At 57.4% G+C, this 17,672-nt stretch carries 12 protein-coding genes; 6 read left to right on the top strand and 6 right to left on the bottom strand.

The features are described 5' to 3' along the window. Positions 1-43 precede the first annotated feature (43 nt). From nanA to nanQ, 5 genes are all read left to right on the top strand, one after another. Positions 44-937 (top strand): N-acetylneuraminate lyase, encoded by an 894-nt coding sequence (gene nanA, locus K7R23_RS03475; protein ID WP_012908491.1) that lies wholly within the window; start codon positions 44-46, stop codon positions 935-937. Between the two features lie 94 nt (positions 938-1,031). Further along, a complete protein-coding gene (locus K7R23_RS03470; protein WP_012908492.1) occupies positions 1,032-2,522 on the top strand; it encodes an MFS transporter in 1,491 nt (496 codons plus the stop codon). A gap of 47 nt (positions 2,523-2,569) precedes the next feature. Further along, a complete protein-coding gene (locus K7R23_RS03465; protein ID WP_012908493.1) occupies positions 2,570-3,259 on the top strand; it encodes an N-acetylmannosamine-6-phosphate 2-epimerase in 690 nt (229 codons plus the stop codon). Then, positions 3,256-4,131 carry an N-acetylmannosamine kinase gene (nanK, locus tag K7R23_RS03460; protein ID WP_012908494.1) on the top strand — a complete coding sequence of 292 codons (876 nt, stop codon included), beginning with the start codon at positions 3,256-3,258 and terminating at the stop codon, positions 4,129-4,131. The genes K7R23_RS03465 and nanK overlap by 4 nt, the downstream gene beginning before the upstream one ends. Next, on the top strand, positions 4,128-4,595 hold the full coding sequence (nanQ, locus tag K7R23_RS03455; protein ID WP_012908495.1) for an N-acetylneuraminate anomerase: 468 nt from the start codon (positions 4,128-4,130) through the stop codon (positions 4,593-4,595). Before nanK ends, nanQ begins: the two co-directional genes overlap by 4 nt. Positions 4,596-4,691: 96 nt before the next feature. Here the strand turns inward: nanQ and K7R23_RS03450 are convergent, their stop codons facing one another. The 4 genes from K7R23_RS03450 to gltB form a co-directional block, all read right to left on the bottom strand. Beyond that, positions 4,692-5,972, bottom strand: coding sequence for a cytosine deaminase (locus K7R23_RS03450; RefSeq protein ID WP_012908496.1), 1,281 nt, complete (start codon positions 5,970-5,972; stop codon positions 4,692-4,694). After that, positions 5,962-7,212, bottom strand: coding sequence for a cytosine permease (codB, locus tag K7R23_RS03445; RefSeq protein WP_012908497.1), 1,251 nt, complete (start codon positions 7,210-7,212; stop codon positions 5,962-5,964). Before codB ends, K7R23_RS03450 begins: the two co-directional genes overlap by 11 nt. A gap of 258 nt (positions 7,213-7,470) precedes the next feature. Further along, a complete protein-coding gene (locus K7R23_RS03440; protein WP_012908498.1) occupies positions 7,471-8,889 on the bottom strand; it encodes a glutamate synthase small subunit in 1,419 nt (472 codons plus the stop codon). Positions 8,890-8,901: 12 nt separating this feature from the next. Next, positions 8,902-13,362, bottom strand: a complete 4,461-nt coding sequence (gltB, locus tag K7R23_RS03435; RefSeq protein ID WP_024133055.1) for a glutamate synthase large subunit — start codon at positions 13,360-13,362, stop codon at positions 8,902-8,904. Positions 13,363-14,048: 686 nt separating this feature from the next. Between gltB and mnmL the strand changes: the two genes are divergently transcribed. After that, the gene (gene mnmL, locus K7R23_RS03430) at positions 14,049-14,966 is read left to right on the top strand and encodes a tRNA modification radical SAM protein MnmL/YtqA (protein WP_012908500.1); all 918 of its coding nucleotides are present in this window, start codon (positions 14,049-14,051) and stop codon (positions 14,964-14,966) included. 46 nt (positions 14,967-15,012) lie between these two features. On the opposite strand, the gene K7R23_RS03425 is transcribed toward mnmL, so the two are convergent. Both K7R23_RS03425 and K7R23_RS03420 read right to left on the bottom strand, forming a co-directional pair. Then, the gene (locus tag K7R23_RS03425) at positions 15,013-16,296 is read right to left on the bottom strand and encodes an MFS transporter (protein ID WP_012908501.1); all 1,284 of its coding nucleotides are present in this window, start codon (positions 16,294-16,296) and stop codon (positions 15,013-15,015) included. Positions 16,297-16,379: 83 nt separating this feature from the next. Then, entirely contained in the window at positions 16,380-17,399 is a 1,020-nt protein-coding gene (locus K7R23_RS03420; protein ID WP_012908502.1) for a Zn-dependent oxidoreductase, read from the bottom strand. Between the last annotated feature and the right edge of the window lie 273 nt (positions 17,400-17,672).

Below are 17,672 nucleotides of genomic sequence, written 5' to 3'. Positions count from 1 at the left end.
AAAGGTATGCAGTCAGATAACACTGAATATGACAGAGGTCGTTATGGCAAAAGATTTACGCGGCGTAATGCCGGCATTATTAACCCCATTCGATAACCAACAGCGGCTGGATGTTGAAAGCTTGCGCCGTCTGGTGCGTTTCAATATCGCGCAGGGTATTGATGGGCTGTACGTTGGCGGTTCCACTGGCGAAGCCTTCGTGCAGAGCATTGCGGAAAGGGAACAGGTGCTCGAAGCGGTGGCTGAAGAAGCGCAGGGTAAAGTGACGCTGATCGCTCATGTGGGTACGGTCAGTACCGATGAGAGTCAGCAGCTGGCGCGCGCGGCGCAGCGTTACGGTTTTGACGCGGTTTCGGCCGTCACGCCGTTCTACTATCCGTTCAGCTTTGCCGAACACTGCGATCATTACCGCAGCATTATTGATGCGGCGGACGGCCTGCCGATGGTGGTCTATAACATTCCGGCGCTGAGCGGCGTAACGTTAAATCTTGAGCAGATCAACACCCTGGTCACTCTGCCGGGCGTTGGCGCGCTGAAGCAAACCTCCGGCGATCTCTATCAAATGGAGCAGATCCGCCGCGCCCATCCGGATCTGGTGCTTTACAACGGTTATGACGAAATTTTCGCCTCCGGCCTGCTGGCGGGCGCGGATGGCGGGATCGGCAGCACCTACAACATCATGGGCTGGCGCTATCAGGCAATTGTGAAAGCGCTCAAAGAAGGAAACATTCAGGCCGCGCAACAGCTGCAAACCGAGTGTAATAAGGTTATCGACCTGCTGATTAAGACCGGCGTGTTCCGTGGGCTGAAAACGGTGCTGCACTATATGGATGTGGTCGCGGTCCCCCTGTGCCGGAAGCCGTTTGCGCCGGTTGAGGAAAAATATCTGCCAGCGCTGAAGGCCCTGGCGGAGCAGTTAATGGCGGAACGCGCCTGAGTGATTGCCGGATGGCGCTTTGCTTATCCGGCTTACAACGACACACGAGGCCGGATAAGGCGTAGCCGCCATCCGGCTATATCGGGAGAGTGTTATGAGTAAATGTACCCAAAGCATCCCGTGGTATCGCCATCTCAACCGGGCACAATGGCGTGCATTTTCCGCCGCCTGGCTGGGATACCTGCTTGATGGTTTCGATTTCGTGCTCATTGCCCTTGTGCTTACGGAAGTACAAGGCGAATTTGGGCTGACGACGGTGCAGGCGGCAAGCCTGATTTCGGCAGCCTTTATCTCCCGCTGGTTTGGCGGGCTGATGCTGGGGGCGATGGGCGACCGCTACGGGCGTCGCCTGGCGATGGTCACCAGCATCATCATGTTCTCCGTGGGCACCCTGGCCTGTGGCTTCGCGCCGGGTTACACCACCATGTTTATCGCCCGTCTGGTGATTGGCATGGGGATGGCGGGCGAATACGGTTCCAGCGCCACCTACGTGATTGAAAGCTGGCCAAAGCACTTGCGTAATAAAGCCAGCGGCTTTCTGATTTCCGGTTTCTCCGTTGGCGCGGTGGTCGCCGCTCAGGTCTACAGCCTGGTGGTGCCGGTCTGGGGCTGGCGCGCGCTGTTCTTCATCGGCATTTTGCCGATTATCTTCGCCCTCTGGCTGCGGAAAAACATTCCGGAAGCGGAGGACTGGAAAGAAAAACATGCGGGCAAAGCGCCGGTGCGCACAATGGTCGATATTCTTTATCGCGGCGAACACCGGATGGTCAACATTCTGTTGACGATCGCCGCGGCAACCGCGCTGTGGTTCTGCTTTGCCGGGAACCTGCAAAACGCGGCGATTGTCGCGGCGCTGGGCCTGCTGTGCGCCGTTATCTTCATCAGCTTTATGGTGCAAAGCAGCGGCAAGCGCTGGCCGACGGGCGTGATGCTGATGGTGGTCGTGCTGTTTGCTTTCCTCTATTCATGGCCTATCCAGGCGCTGCTGCCGACGTATCTGAAAACTGAGCTGGCTTACGATCCGTCAACCGTCGCGCGGGTGTTGTTCTTTAGCGGCTTTGGCGCGGCGGTCGGCTGCTGCGTGGGCGGTTTTCTCGGCGACTGGCTTGGCACCCGCAAAGCCTACGTTTACAGCCTGCTGGCTTCGCAGGTGCTGATTGTGCCGGTATTCGCGATTGGCGGCGCAAACGTCTGGGTGCTGGGTTTGCTCCTGTTTTTCCAGCAAATGTTAGGGCAGGGAATTTCCGGGATCTTACCGAAGCTGATCGGCGGCTATTTCGATACCGACCAGCGTGCGGCGGGGCTGGGCTTCACCTATAACGTCGGGGCGCTTGGCGGCGCGCTGGCGCCGATCCTGGGGGCGCTGATTGCCCAGCGTCTGGATCTGGGCACCGCGCTGGCATCGCTCTCCTTCAGCCTGACCTTTGTGGTGATCCTGTTAATTGGTCTGGATATGCCGTCCCGCGTGCAGCGCTGGCTGCGTCCGGAAGCGCTGCGCACGCACGACGCTATTGACGGTAAGCCATTCAGCGGAGCCATCCCGTCTGGCGGCGATAAAAGCGCTTTAGCAAAAGGTAAAAGTTAATCTGTTTGCCCGGTCTCGCGCCGGGCGACTTTGGTAAGGAAAGGGGTATGTCGTTACTTACACAACTGGATAAAAACATTGCCGCAAACGGCGGCCTGATTGTCTCCTGTCAGCCGGTTCCCGGCAGCCCGCTGGATAAGCCGCAAATTGTCGCGGCGATGGCGCTGGCGGCGGAGCAGGCGGGAGCGGTTGCTCTGCGTATTGAGGGCGTTGAAAATTTACGCGCAACCCGCGCAGTGGTATCGCTACCGATTATCGGTATTCTCAAGCGCGATCTCGACGATTCGCCGGTGCGCATCACCGCGTTTACCGAAGATGTGGATGCGCTGGCGCAGGCCGGTGCGGACATTATCGCCTTCGATGGCACCGATCGCGCGCGCCCTGTGCCGGTGGACGAGTTACTTGCGCGCATCCACCGCCACCAGCGTCTGGCAATGGCGGACTGCTCCACGCTGCAGGACGGACTGGCCTGTCAGAAACGGGGAGCGGAAATTATTGGCACTACGCTTTCCGGCTACACGACGCCGGATACGCCGGAGGAGCCGGATCTTGCGCTGGTGCAAGCGCTCAGCGAGGCTGGCTGTCGGGTGATTGCCGAAGGGCGCTATAACACCCCGGCGCAGGCTGCTGAAGCGATGCGTCACGGCGCCTGGGCGGTAACGGTCGGTTCCGCCATCACCCGGCTGGAGCATATCTGCGGCTGGTACAACACGGCGCTGAAAAAGGCGGCGCTATGACGACGCTGGCGATTGATATTGGCGGCACCAAACTGGCCGCCGCGCTGATGGATGCCGATCTGCGGATCCGTGAACGCTGCGAACGCCCCACTCCCGCCAGCAAAACGCCGGATGCCCTGCGTGAAGCGCTAACTGAACTGGTAAAGCCGCTGCAATCGCAGGCAAAACGGGTGGCGATTGCCTCAACGGGGATCATCCAGGAAGGCAATTTGCAGGCGATTAACCCGCTGAATCTCGGCGGGCTGCTGCATTTTCCGCTGGTACAGACGTTGGAGGCGATCGCCGGTTTACCGACGCTGGCGGTAAATGACGCGCAGGCCGCGGCGTGGGCGGAATATCATGCCCTCGCAGATGAGGTCCGCGATATGGTGTTTATTACCGTCTCTACCGGCGTGGGCGGCGGTGTGGTCAGCGGCGGCCGGTTGCTGACCGGAAGCGGCGGGCTTGCCGGGCATCTCGGCCATACGCTGGCGGATCCCAACGGACCGCGATGCGGCTGTGGACGGATTGGCTGCGTTGAAGCCATCGCCTCGGGACGCGGCATAGCCGCAGCCGCGCAGGGCGAGCTTGCCGGAAGCGACGCCAGAACCATTTTCGCTCGCGCCGCCGATGGCGATGAGCAGGCCGCAAGCCTTGTCAGGCGCTCCGCAGAGGTTCTGGCGCGGCTCATCGCCGATGTTAAAGCGGTAACAGACTGCCAGCGCGTGGTTGTCGGCGGCAGCGTTGGGCTGGCGGAAGGCTATCTGGCGCAGGTGCAGGATTTTCTCGTTCAATACCCTTCCGTGTATCAGGTGGACTTATCCGCCGCACGCTACCGGCACGACGCGGGATTACTGGGCGCGGCGCTGCTGGCGCAAGGAGAGAGATTATGATTCTTGGTGAAATTCGTTCGTTACCGTCCGCAGGGTTACATCCTGCGCTTGTGGATGCGCTGACGCGTGCGCTGGCCGCAAGGCCGCTGGAGAAAGCGGCTGGTCGCTATGAGTTGCAGAGCGATAATATCTTTATGAACGTAATGGAACTGACCACGCAGTTGCCGACGGAGAAAAAAGCGGAACTGCATGAGCAGTATATTGATATACAGCTGCTGCTGGCGGGGGAGGAGCGGATTCAGTTCGGCGTATACGGCTCGGCGCGACGGTGTGAAGATTTTCATCCGGAAGAGGATTATCAGTTGTGCAGCGAAATCGCCAACGCGCAGACGATAACGCTGCAGCCCGGGGTATTCGCCGTGTTTATGCCAGGAGAGCCGCATAAGCCGGGCTGCGCCATTGGTGAACCGGGCGAAATTAAGAAAGTGGTGGTAAAGGTGCGCGCCAGCCTGCTTGACGCGTAGGAGTGCCTGATGACGCTTTGCTTATCCGGCCTGCGCTACGGCGATGATATCGTATGTAGGCCGGATAAGGCGATAAGCCGCCATCCGGCAACGTGGTTACCGCTTAAACGTCACGGCTTCCGGCTGCGTCAGATGCAGCGTTGTCTGGCTGAGCACCGTCTCGGCAATGACTTTCCCGTGGCGAATGGAATAACGGGCGGGCGTCTGGCGGCGAACCGCATCAAAGCCATTTTCAGCTGGTAAAATCACCAGGTTCGCCGGGTTGCCCACGCTCACGCCATAATCCTGCAGGTGGAGGGTTTTTGCGCTGTGGGTGGTGATCAGCTTCAGTCCGTCATTGATTTGCCCGTATCCCATCAGCTGACAGACGTGTAATCCCATGTGCAGCACCTGTAGCATATTCGCGGTGCCCAGCGGATACCACGGATCGAAAACGTCATCATGTCCAAAGCAGACGTTGATCTCCGCTTCCAGCATCTCTTTCACGCGCGTCACGCCGCGGCGCTTAGGATAGATGTCGAAACGGCCTTGCAGGTGAATGTTCACCAGCGGATTGGCGACGAAGTTAATGCCGGACATTTTCAACAAGCGGAACAGGCGGGAAGCGTAAGCGCCATTATAGGAGTGCATCGCCGTGGTATGGCTGGCGGTGACGCGGGCACCCATTCCATCGCGATGCGCCAGCGCCGCGACGGTTTCAACAAAGCGCGACTGTTCATCATCGATTTCGTCACAGTGGACGTCAATAAGCCTGTCGTACTTCTGCGCCAGGGCAAAGGTCTTATGCAACGACTCAACGCCATACTCGCGGGTAAATTCGAAGTGAGGAATCGCGCCAATGACATCCGCCCCCATACGCACGGCTTCTTCTAACAGCGCCTCGCCGTTGGGATAAGAGAGAATGCCTTCCTGCGGGAATGCCACAATTTGCAGATCCACCCACGGCGCCATCTCTTGTTTTACTTCCAGCATCGCTTTCAGCGCCGTCAGCGTGGGATCGGACACGTCAACGTGCGTCCGGACATGCTGGATGCCATTGGCAATCTGCCACTTGATGGTCTGCATGGCGCGGGACTTGACGTCTTCGTGTGTGAGCAGCGCCTTACGCTCAGCCCAGCGCTCAATGCCCTCGAATAACGTACCAGACTGGTTCCAGTTCGGTTCACCCGCCGTCTGGGTGGTATCCAGGTGAATATGCGGCTCAACGAAAGGCGGAATAACCAGTCTGCTTTCGGCATCCAGCACCTCGCCTGAAGGCGCGGGGGCCGCGTCCTGTGGCTCAATGCGGCTGAAGCGACCATTTTCAATGGTTATCTGCCATAAGCCTTCTTGCCCCTGCAAGCGGGCCTGACGGATGGTAAGGATATTATTCTGCATGGGTGGCCTCCGGGGTATTAGCAAAAGCACGTCTGGCGAAGGGGGCTAACAGGACGTAGCTGACCACGCCGCCGAGTACCGCATTGACCGGCACGATGCCCGGCAGGTAGTGTCCGGCAGCCACGCCCAGCGCGACCGAAAGGATGGCTACCCAGTTCACTGGCGCAAATGTCGCGTTGTGGAAGTCGGCATAGCGGCGACGGTTTATCAGATAGTCGGCGATAATCACCCCGCCAACGGGGGGAATCGCAGCTGACAAAAAGGTCAGCCAGCCGACGAAGTTATTGTAAAGCCACAGCGCGCAGAGCGTGCCGATAATTCCGTTAACCACCGACAGCATACGGCTGGAAAGGCCGGTAACATTGGCGAAGCCCAGACCTGACGCATACAGCGCGTTATCATTGGTCGTCCAGATGTTCAGGCCAAGAACCACAATCGCGGGCAGCAGCAGCCCCTGGGCGATCATCACGTCAGAGATATCGGCCTGGCCTACGGCAGCGGCGCCTGCGGCGCCGAAGATAAACATCAGCGAATTGCCGAGGAAAAACGCCACCATCGCGACCAGCACAGCGCCTTTGGCACTGCGACCAAAGCGAACGAAGTCGGCGGTCAGCGTCCCTGCGCTGATAAACGATCCCACCACCAGCGCCAGCGCGTTTGAAAAATTAAGCGGCGTCTGCGGTACGATCGCCTTTAAATGCGCCAGTCCCCCCACACCGTCCACGGCCAGCCAGACAGAGTAGCTGCCGAGAATGACGATAGCGGGAACGGCGACGATCGATAAAATCGTCAGTGCCGAGATGCCGAAGAAGATGGTTACGGTCATCAACAGACCGGAAACGGCAATAAGGATATTCACGTCGATGCCGGTCGCTTTACTCACCGGGATGGCGAACATCGCCACGCCAACCCCAAACCAGCCTACCTGCGTGCCGCCCAGCAGTATTGAGGGAAGCCATGAACCTTTTACGCCAAATGAGTAACGCGCGAGAAGGTGGGTAGAGAGCCCTGTTTTTGCGCCAATGTAGCCGAGAAAAGCAGTGTAAATACCGAGGAGAAGATTACCGAAGAGAACTGCCAGGAAGAAATCGTTATAGGAAAGACCGGTACCGAGCGTGCCGCCGGTCCACATACTGGCGGAAAAAAACGTTAATCCCAACATCACGAACGTCAGTGGAATCACGCCTCTCCGCGCCGTCAAAGGCACCGGGCCCTGGCTATAATTGTTATCTTGCGACACAACGTCTCCTTGTTATTTGGCCAAAAAATCCGCCGCATGATATACATTTTTCTGGTGAATGCAAACGTTTCCGTAGGGCTGGATTCAGCATTGAAAAGAAGAAGGCATCGTCAGGTCAGGGGCGGGGTGTTTTAAAGTTCTGCGGATATTGTCTGCGGGATTTTCAAATGCTGCAAAACAGGTCTGGCACAAATTTTTCGTTGGAAATGGGCTCCCCGGCTATCAGCGCAATGGCGATATCCGGGGAACCTGAACGGTTTACACTTCCAGGTAGTTCATGATCCCGTCGGCCGCTTTACGGCCTTCGGCGATCGCCGTTACCACCAGGTCTGAACCGCGCACGATGTCGCCACCGGCGAAGATTTTCGGGTTGCTGGTCTGGAACGCGTTTTCGCTGCCTTCCGGCGCGATAATACGCCCCTGCGAGTCCAGCTCCACGCTGTGGGTCGCCAGCCATTCCATGCTGTGCGGACGGAAACCAAACGCCATCACCACCGCATCAGCCGCAAGCACATGTTCGGAACCGGCGACAATCTCCGCCCGGCGACGGCCTTTCGCGTCCGGGGCACCCATTTCGGTGCGCGCCATCTTCACGCCGCAGACCTTGCCGTTGGCATTGACTTCGATGCCCAGCGGCTGGACGTTGAACTGGAACTCGACGCCTTCTTCCCGCGCGTTTTTCACTTCGCGTCTGGAGCCCGGCATATTTTCTTCATCACGACGATAGGCGCAGGTGACGTGCGTCGCGCCCTGGCGCACGGAGGTCCGCACGCAGTCCATCGCAGTATCGCCGCCGCCCAGCACCACTACGCGTTTACCTTCCATATTGATAAACGGCGCGTCGGGCGTTTCGCCAAAGCCCATAATTTGCCGGGTGTTGGCGATCAGGAACGGCAGAGCGTCAAACACGCCGTCAGCGTCTTCGTTTTCCAGCCCGCCGCGCATTGACTGATAGGTGCCGACGCCAAGAAAGACGGCGTCATAGTCGTTCAGCAGATCGCTGAACTGCACGTCGCGGCCAACTTCAACGTTCAGGCGGAATTCAATGCCCATGCCGGTGAAAATTTCCCGACGGCGGGTCATCACCTCTTTTTCCAGCTTGAACGCCGGAATGCCGAAGGTCAGCAGGCCGCCAATCTCCGGATGACGATCGAACACCACCGCCTTCACGCCGTTGCGCGTCAGTACGTCGGCACAGGCCAGCCCGGCCGGACCGGCGCCGATAATCGCCACTCGCTTGTCGGTCTGACGCACGCCGGTCATATCCGGCCGCCAGCCCATCTCGAAGGCTTTATCATTGATATAGCGTTCGATGTTGCCGATGGTGACCGCGCCGAACTCGTCGTTGAGGGTACAAGAACCTTCGCACAGACGATCCTGCGGGCAGACGCGACCGCACACTTCCGGCAGCGTGTTGGTCTGGTGAGAAAGCTCCGCCGCCTCGAAAATGCGCCCTTCATTAGCCAGCTTCAGCCAGTTGGGGATGTAGTTGTGCACCGGGCACTTCCACTCGCAGTACGGGTTGCCGCAGGAAAGACAGCGATCGGCCTGCGCCTTCGCCTGACCTTCGGAAAACGGCTCGTAGATTTCCACAAACTCGATTTTACGAATTTTCAGCGGCTTCTTTGGCGGATCAACGCGCTGCAGGTCGATAAATTGATATACGTTTTGACTCATGACCAGAACCTCTTACTGCGCCTGCACGCGCAGCTCTGCTGCGCTACGACTACGGTGACCCAACAGGGCTTTCACATCGCTGGACTTCGGCTTAACCAGCGCGAATTTAGCGGCAAACGCTGACCAGTTAGCCAGAATTTCTTCACCACGCTGGGAACCGGTGTGTTGTACATGCTCGGTGATGAGACCGCGCAGATGCTCTTCGTGAATCGCGAGATCGTCAACGCTCAGCACTTCCACCAGTTCCGGGTTTACACGCTTGCGGAACTCGCCGTCTTCGTCAAGGACATAGGCGAAGCCGCCCGTCATGCCCGCGCCGAAGTTGACCCCGGTTTTGCCGAGAATACAGACGATGCCGCCGGTCATATATTCACAGCCGTTATCGCCAATGCCTTCCACGACGGTGATAGCGCCGGAGTTACGCACCGCGAAACGTTCGCCCGCCCGGCCTGCGGCATACAGACGGCCGCCAGTCGCGCCGTACAGACAGGTGTTGCCGATAATGCTCGCCTCATGGCTGCGGAAGGCGGAACCGACCGGTGGACGCACCGCCAGCAGGCCGCCCGCCATGCCTTTACCGACATAGTCGTTGGCGTCGCCGGTCAGGTACAGCTCCACGCCGCCCGCGTTCCAGACGCCGAAGCTCTGGCCTGCGGTGCCGTTAAAGTACGCTTTGATCGGGTCAGAGGCCAGCCCCTGATCGCCGTGCGTCTGCGCGATATAGCCCGACAGCGACGCGCCAACGGAGCGGTCGGTGTTACGGATATCGAACCAGAAGGTTTTGCTCTGGCGTTCGTCAACGTACGGCTTCGCCTGTTGCAGCAGCTGCGCGTTCAGCACGCCGTTATCGAACGGCGGGTTGTTTTCGGTGCAGTACAGCGCCTTGCCCGGATGAGGCTCGGCGGTTTCCAGCAGGCGGGACAATTCCAGCTTCTGCTGTTTGGCGGTAAACCCTTCCAGCTCTTTCAGCAGGTCGGTACGGCCAATTAGATCTACCAGCCGTTTTACGCCCAGCTGCGCCATCAGCTCGCGGGTTTCGCGGGCGATAAATTCAAAGTAGTTGGTCACTTTGAACGGCAGGCCGTGGTAGTGGTTCTTACGCAGCTTGTCGTCCTGAGTGGCAACGCCCGTCGCGCAGTTGTTCAGGTGGCAAATACGCAGATATTTACAGCCCAGCGCCACCATCGGACCGGTGCCGAAGCCGAAGCTTTCCGCGCCCAGAATCGCCGCTTTGATGATATCAACGCCGGTTTTCAGGCCGCCGTCGACCTGCAAACGGATCTTATGGCGCAGCCCGTTCGCCACCAGCGCCTGCTGGGTTTCCACCAGGCCGAGTTCCCACGGACAGCCCGCATATTTCACCGAGGAGAGCGGGCTTGCGCCGGTGCCGCCGTCGTAACCGGCGATGGTGATGAGATCCGCATAGGCTTTCGCCACGCCGGTAGCGATGGTGCCAACGCCCGGTTCGGAAACCAGCTTCACCGAGATCATCGCTTTCGGGTTAACCTGCTTGAGATCGAAAATCAGCTGCGCTAAGTCCTCGATAGAGTAGATATCGTGGTGCGGCGGCGGGGAGATCAGCGTCACGCCCGGCACCGAATAGCGCAGTTTGGCGATGTACGGGGTGACTTTATCGCCCGGTAACTGGCCGCCTTCGCCCGGCTTCGCGCCCTGCGCGACCTTAATCTGAATGACGTCGGCGTTAACCAGGTACGCCGGCGTCACGCCGAAGCGGCCGGAGGCCACCTGCTTGATGCGCGACACTTTATTGGTGCCGTAGCGCGCCGGATCTTCACCGCCTTCGCCGGAGTTCGAATTACCGCCGAGGCTGTTCATTGCTTCCGCCAGCGCTTCATGCGCTTCCGGACTCAGCGCGCCGATGGACATCGCCGCGGTATCGAAGCGTTTGAACAGCTCAGTCGCCGGTTCAACGTCGTCAATACTGACCGCTTCGCCGCCGGGATTAATGGCCAGCAGATCGCGCAGCGTGGTCGCCGGACGTTCATTAACCAGCTTCGCGTATTCCTGGTAGTCGCTGTACTCGCCGCTCTGCACCGCCTGTTGCAGGGTGCGCACCACGTCCGGGTTATAGGCGTGATATTCGCCGCCGTGCACGTACTTCAGCAGGCCGCCCTGGGCGATAGGCTTGCGCGCCAGCCAGGCGCGTTTGGAGAGGTTCAGCAGATCCTGCTGGAAGTCGGCAAAGCCAGCGCCGCCGATGCGGCTTACCACGCCCTGGAAGCACAGGTTGACGACCTCATCATGCAGGCCGACCGCTTCAAACAGCTTCGAGCAGCGGTAAGAGGCGATGGTCGAGATGCCCATTTTGGACATGATCTTGTACAGCCCTTTGTTGATGCCGTTACGATAGTTCAGCATCACGGTGCGGTAGTCTTTGGCAATCGCCTGGGTGTCAATCAGGCAGCCCAGCGTTTCGTAAGCCAGATATGGATAGATGGCGGTCGCGCCGAAGCCGAGCAGGACGGCGAAGTGGTGCGGATCGCGGGCGCTGCCGGTTTCGACAATGATGTTAGCGTCGCAGCGCAGGCTCTGTTCCACCAGCCGCGTCTGTATCGCGCCGACGGCCATTGGCGCTGGCACCGGCAGGCGGTTCTTGCCGATATTGCGGTCGGAAAGCACCAGCAGTACGGTGCCGTTGCGCACCATCTGCTCTGCGGTATCGCACAGCGCTTTCACTGTCTCTTCCAGCGTGGTCTGCGTGGTGTCGAAAGTGATATCCAGCCAGTCGGCGCGATAGTGATCCTCTTTCATCGTCGTCAACTGCCTGAAATCGGAGTACAGCAGAATCGGCGACCTGAAGCTCAGACGGTGCGCCTGGCCTTCCGCTTCACAGAAGACGTTCATCTCGCGACCAATACTGGTGGCAAGCGACATAACGTGCGCTTCACGCAGCGGATCGATTGGCGGGTTAGTGACCTGCGCGAACTGCTGGCGGAAGTAGTCATAAATAATGCGCGGCTGGCTGGAGAGTACGGCAAACGGGGTGTCGTCACCCATTGAGCCGACCGCCTCCTGGCCGTTTTCGCCCAGGACGCGAATCACGGAATCCAGCTCTTCGGCGCTGTAGTTGAACTGTTTGTGATAGCTGGCGAGCGCATCGTCGTCCAGTTCACGTTGTCCCACCTGATCGTCCGCCAGATCTTCAAACGGCACCAGGCGGCGAACGTTTTTCTCCATCCACTCTTTATACGGATGGCGGCTTTTCAGGTCGTTGTCGGTTTCGGCGGAGTGCAGAATGCGTCCGCTGCGGGTATCGATCACCATCAGTTCGCCCGGTCCGACGCGGCCTTTTTCCACCACTTCGTCAGGCTGGTAGTCCCAGATGCCGACCTCAGAGGCGCAGGTGATCAGTTTGTCTTTAGTGATCACAAAACGCGCCGGACGCAGGCCGTTACGATCGAGGTTACAGGCGGCAAAGCGCCCGTCGGACATAACGATCCCCGCCGGGCCGTCCCACGGCTCCATGTGCATCGAGTTAAAGTCGAAGAAGGCGCGCAGCTCCGGATCCATATCCGGGTTGTTCTGCCAGGCGGGCGGCACCAGCAAACGCATGGCGCGCACAATATCCATCCCGCCAGCCAGCAGCAGCTCCAGCATATTATCCATCGAGCTGGAGTCCGAACCGGTTTCGTTAACGAACGGCGCGGCGTCGTGCAGATCCGGGATCAGCGGCGTCTGGAATTTATAGGTACGGGCGCGCGCCCACTGGCGGTTGCCGGTAATGGTGTTGATCTCGCCGTTATGCGCCAGATAGCGGAACGGCTGCGCCAGCGGCCAGCGCGGCACGGTATTGGTGGAGAAGCGCTGGTGGAACAGGCAGATGGCCGATTCCAGACGCAGATCCGCGAGGTCCAGGTAAAAGCGCGGCAGATCCGCCGGCATACACAGACCTTTATAGATGTTGACCAGGTTCGACAGGCTACAGACGTAGAAGTCTTTGTCGTCCTGCAAACGCTTTTCAATGCGGCGGCGGGCGATGAACAGACGACGCTCCATATCGCGCGGACGCCAGCCCGCAGGGGCGTTGACGAAAATTTGTTCGATGCGCGGCAGAGAGGAGAGGGCGATTTCGCCGAGAACGCCTTCATTGGTCGGCACGTTGCGCCAGCCAACGATTGACAGGGTTTCCTGCTGGAGTTCTTCTTCCACAATACGGCGAGACGCAGCCGCCAGTTCCGGATCCTGATTTAAGAAGATCATGCCGACGGCGTAGTTTTTGGCTAAACGCCAGCCGCGCTCCTGCGCAACAATGCGAAAAAAGCGGTCGGGCTTTTGCAACAGCAAACCGCAACCGTCGCCGGTTTTTCCATCAGCGAGAATCGCGCCACGGTGCTGCATTCGGGCCAGTGCGTGTATGGCGGTACGCACTACCTTGTGGCTAGGTTCGCCTTCTATGTGGGCGATCAGGCCGAAACCACAGTTATCCTTTTCAAGGGATTTATCGTACAACATATCAGTGAACCTCCCCAGGCTCTGCGGGATCCCCTTCCGATACCGTTTGCGCACGGGCACACCAAGAGCATGGCGACGGAGTTTGCGCGTGATACGCTTACCTCGCATTCGCCCTCTTAATCCTTATCGCGTAGGTCAAACAAGTTTGAGGACTTGCTGTCAGAGGGAATCTCAATTACTGCATAAATATGATGAGCACACCGCTCATCCAGAAAGCTTCCAGCGGATTCCCAACTTATCGGGAATCCACACACAGGTCAAATGGCAAGCTTATCCGTTGAAAACTGTGCTATATATTGATTATATTTTTGAAAATATTGAAATTATTGTGCTTTTTACTTTGATTGAGCGCCCGGTGAGTACGGCTCGTAGTGTGATCTGTCTCACTATCATATCCCCCGGCCAGACCTTAACTGCGCTTAAATTAGCGTCGTATTCAGTGTTTCGTGCTGGTTTGTGTTTTTTATGTAATTCAAAATACTGTTTTTGCGCCAGCGGCGTCAGAAGATAAAAAAGCGGCGGTGAAATAAGGAAAAGTAATCGGACAGGTTATGAATGAAATGTCGTTTATTTTGACTTTCTATGCAAATGATAAAAGCCCGCCGGGGCGATTGATCCAGGTCATCGCCGACTGGGGCTAAAAATGGCAGGCTTTGGCCTCTTTTTAAGAGGCGGTCTATCAGATTATGCAGTTACAGAAATTAGTCAATATGTTTGGTGGGGATCTTTTTCGTCGTTACGGACAAAAGGTTCATAAACTGACGCTGCACGGCGGGTTCAGCTGTCCTAACCGTGACGGCACCATCGGACGCGGCGGCTGCACCTTCTGTAACGTCGCCTCTTTTGCCGATGAAGCCCAGCAGCATCGCTCCATTGCCGAACAGCTTGCCCATCAGGCGCATCTGGTAAACCGCGCGAAACGCTATCTGGCCTATTTTCAGGCCTATACCAGCACCTTTGCCGAGGTGCAGGTGCTGCGCGCAATGTATCAGCAGGCGGTCAGCCAGGCCAGCATCGTCGGGCTTTGCGTCGGGACGCGTCCCGACTGCGTGCCGGAGGCCGTGCTCGATCTGCTCTGCGAGTATAAAGACCAGGGATACGAAGTGTGGCTGGAGCTTGGGTTACAGACCGCGCATGATAAAACCCTGCATCGCATTAATCGCGGCCACGATTTTGCCTGCTACCAGCGCACCACCCGGCTGGCGCGTGAGCGCGGGCTGAAGGTCTGTTCTCATCTTATTGTCGGCTTACCGGGCGAGGGGCAGAGCGAATGCCTGCAAACGCTGGAGCGGGTGGTGGAAACCGGCGTGGATGGCATTAAGCTGCATATCGTCAAAGGCAGCATTATGGCGAAGGCCTGGGAGGCCGGGCGGCTTAACGGCATTGCGCTGGATGAGTACACGGTGGCGGCAGGGGAGATGATTCGCCACACGCCGCCGGAGGTGATCTACCACCGTATTTCCGCCAGCGCCCGCAGGCCGACGCTGCTGGCGCCGCTGTGGTGCGAGAATCGCTGGACGGGGATGGTGGAGCTTGATCGTTATCTGAATGAACACGGCGTGCAGGGCTCGGCGCTGGGGCGTGGCTGGATTTCGCCAGCCTGACGCCCCTCGCGCTGACAGGAGGCAGCCTTTGCCCCCTGTCAGGCTATTAAGCCTGCGCGGTTTTGGCCGCTGAGCGCGGCGTCTTGATCACGAACAGCACCAGCAGCGCGCCCAGCGCGGCAACGCTGCCGGCGAGGATAAAGGCGCTGTCGAATTTACCCGTAGACTGAACGATATAACCGGTCACGATCGGCCCAACGATGCCTGAGATGCTGCCAATCAGGTGAATGAAGCCGCTGGTGCCGCCGATGCGGGATTTATGTACCACGTCCTGAATAATGGCCCAGTAAATCGCCCCTGTTACATACAGGAAGAAAATGGAGACCGACATCAGGATAACGGCGGGCACCACGCTGCTTACCGTACCGGCCAGTCCTACACAAATAGCGGCCATCATCAGGCAAACCACCAGCACGATTTTACGCGACAGCAGCAGGCGTCCGGTAATATTAAAGATTTTATCGGAAATATAACCGCCCAGCGCCAGACCAACGAAACCGACAATCCAGGGAATCATCGTGGTGAGGCTCATGGATTTAATATCCAGATGATGTTGCTGCACCAGATAAGACGGGAACCAGCTCAGGAAGAAGAATAAAATATAGTTGTAGCAGAAGAAGGCGAAAGCGGTCACCAGAATAATCGGTTGCTTAAGATAATAACCCAGAGAGTGGGCGGTTTCATTTCCTACCACTTCCTGTTCGGCATCTTCGCTTTTCATCCGCTGAATTAATGCCAGCTCTTCTGTACTGACGCGCTTATGTTTTTCCGGTGAGTTAGCGGCAATGAAGAACCACACGATCATCCAGACAATACCGATGGTGAAAATAATTAAGAAAGCCGGACGCCAGCCGAGCGCCAGCGCCAGATAGCCGACGATAGGACCGGCGACCGCGCCGCCAAGCGGCGAACCTGCGCTGAGAAAGCCGACGGCGGTTGCGGCCTGCTTCTTGGGAAACCAGCCGTTAATCATCTTGTTCGCCGAGGAGCAGATAGGACCTTCCGCCATCCCGAACAGGACGCGCAGGATCAGCATGGAATAAAAACCGGTGGCAAAGGCGGTCAGGCCGCAAAATAGTGACCATAAACCTACGGCGACGCCTAATACCAGCGTGGCGCCAAATCTATCGACGGCCAGACCGCCAATAAAGTTAAATATAGCGTAGCCGAAGAAGAAGCTGCCAAAAATCATGCCGAACTGTTCGGCATTTAGCATCAGATCTTTTTCAATCATCGGAACGGTTATTGATAATGCTACCCGGTCCAGGTAATTTATCATGTAAACCAGAAACAGCAGTAAAACAATTATCCAACGAATATTTTTTGCCATAATAATTCCATTATTATTTTATAGGGAGTGCTGATGACGCATAATCCCCTGTTGGTCATCAGCAAGTGAAATACAGAAAGCGTTTATTTATCTAATTGCAGTAATACTTTGCAGCAGGTTTGCTGGTCATGGGCGAACACGTCCATCGCTTCTTTAACCTGTTCCAGCGGCATACAGTGAGTAATCAGGGCGTCAGGGTTAATCTGCCCTTTTTCCATCCACTCAATCACCATCGGGAAGCGCGCGCTGTTCAGGCGCGAAGAGAAGATTGAAATTTCCTTACTGGTAATACTCTGCTGCGTGACGGTAGAAGGATCGGCGGAGAAGCCCAGAATGCCAATGCGCGCGGCAGGCGACGCCAGATTGATCGCCTCCTGCAGAATGGCTGGATGACAGGCTGCGTCGATCACCAGCGTTGGGGCGATCTTCTCCTGCGCCAGTCGTTCGGCGAGCGGCTGGTGGGCATTATTGATGAGCAGGTCGGCGCCGTTATTTTTCGCCATCTCCAGACGTTCCGGGATGCGATCGGCAACCACCACCTGGCTGACGCCGTAAACTCCCTTCAGCGCCTGGATGGCGGTAAGCCCCATCGGACCTGCGCCGTAGACCAGAGCGATGTCCTGCGGCGTAGGTTTCATCTGGGCGGTAATGTTGGCGGCAATGGTAAAAGGCTCCACCATTGTCGCCTGGCGATCGCTGATATTCTCCGGGATCGGATAAGCGTTTTTCGCCGGTACGCAAACATAATCGCTGAAGCCGCCGTCGCGATGAACGCCAATGACCTGGAGCTGGCTGCACACATTCGGGCGCCCTACGGAGCAGGGGTAGCAGTGACCGCAGCTGACGACCGGATCCACCGAAACGCGCTGGCCTAAGCGCGCCCCATCGACGCCTTCACCTACGGCATCGATAAGGCCGAAAAACTCATGTCCAATCACGCGAGGGTATTTCGCAAAAGGGTTATGGCCGTGATAGATATGCACATCCGATCCACAGATGCCCGCGAAGACGACTTTCACCCGGACCTCATGCGCGCCAGGTTCCGGGACAGGGCGCTGAGCGATGGTAAGTTGACCGGGTTTTTCTACGACGACGCTTCTCATTTTCTCTTTCCTTACGATGTATGTTTGAATCCAGTTTCATTACTTTTTATTACCATACAAGTATACAAAAACAGAAAAGGTGGCCTGGGTCACATTTGGAAAATGTCGTCCATAAGAGAGGGTATGAATGCAATATATTGAAATAAAAGCCAATAAAAATCCTAACAGCATTTTTTGGCAGAAAAAAACGTAAAAGCAGATATGTGATCTTTGTCACTACAGTAATTCCGTGTATGCTTATGATTACTAGTATGGTAGTTGGGCAAGTTTATA

It is taken from the genome of Citrobacter rodentium NBRC 105723 = DSM 16636 (assembly GCF_021278985.1).
GTDB lineage: Bacteria > Pseudomonadota > Gammaproteobacteria > Enterobacterales > Enterobacteriaceae > Citrobacter_A > Citrobacter_A rodentium.
This window is presented reverse-complemented; position numbering and strand designations above follow the sequence as displayed.

Bases quoted from the DNA above. Each gene is read 5' to 3' on its own strand.
- nanA (WP_012908491.1), top strand. From the start codon at position 44: ATGGCAAAAGATTTACGCGGCGTAATGCCGGCATTATTAACCCCATTC.
- K7R23_RS03470 (WP_012908492.1), top strand. From the start codon at position 1,032: ATGAGTAAATGTACCCAAAGCATCCCGTGGTATCGCCATCTCAACCGG.
- K7R23_RS03465 (WP_012908493.1), top strand. From the start codon at position 2,570: ATGTCGTTACTTACACAACTGGATAAAAACATTGCCGCAAACGGCGGC.
- nanK (WP_012908494.1), top strand. From the start codon at position 3,256: ATGACGACGCTGGCGATTGATATTGGCGGCACCAAACTGGCCGCCGCG.
- nanQ (WP_012908495.1), top strand. From the start codon at position 4,128: ATGATTCTTGGTGAAATTCGTTCGTTACCGTCCGCAGGGTTACATCCT.
- K7R23_RS03450 (WP_012908496.1), bottom strand. From the start codon at position 5,972: ATGCAGAATAATATCCTTACCATCCGTCAGGCCCGCTTGCAGGGGCAA.
- K7R23_RS03440 (WP_012908498.1), bottom strand. From the start codon at position 8,889: ATGAGTCAAAACGTATATCAATTTATCGACCTGCAGCGCGTTGATCCG.
- gltB (WP_024133055.1), bottom strand. From the start codon at position 13,362: ATGTTGTACGATAAATCCCTTGAAAAGGATAACTGTGGTTTCGGCCTG.
- mnmL (WP_012908500.1), top strand. From the start codon at position 14,049: ATGCAGTTACAGAAATTAGTCAATATGTTTGGTGGGGATCTTTTTCGT.
- K7R23_RS03425 (WP_012908501.1), bottom strand. From the start codon at position 16,296: ATGGCAAAAAATATTCGTTGGATAATTGTTTTACTGCTGTTTCTGGTT.
- K7R23_RS03420 (WP_012908502.1), bottom strand. From the start codon at position 17,399: ATGAGAAGCGTCGTCGTAGAAAAACCCGGTCAACTTACCATCGCTCAG.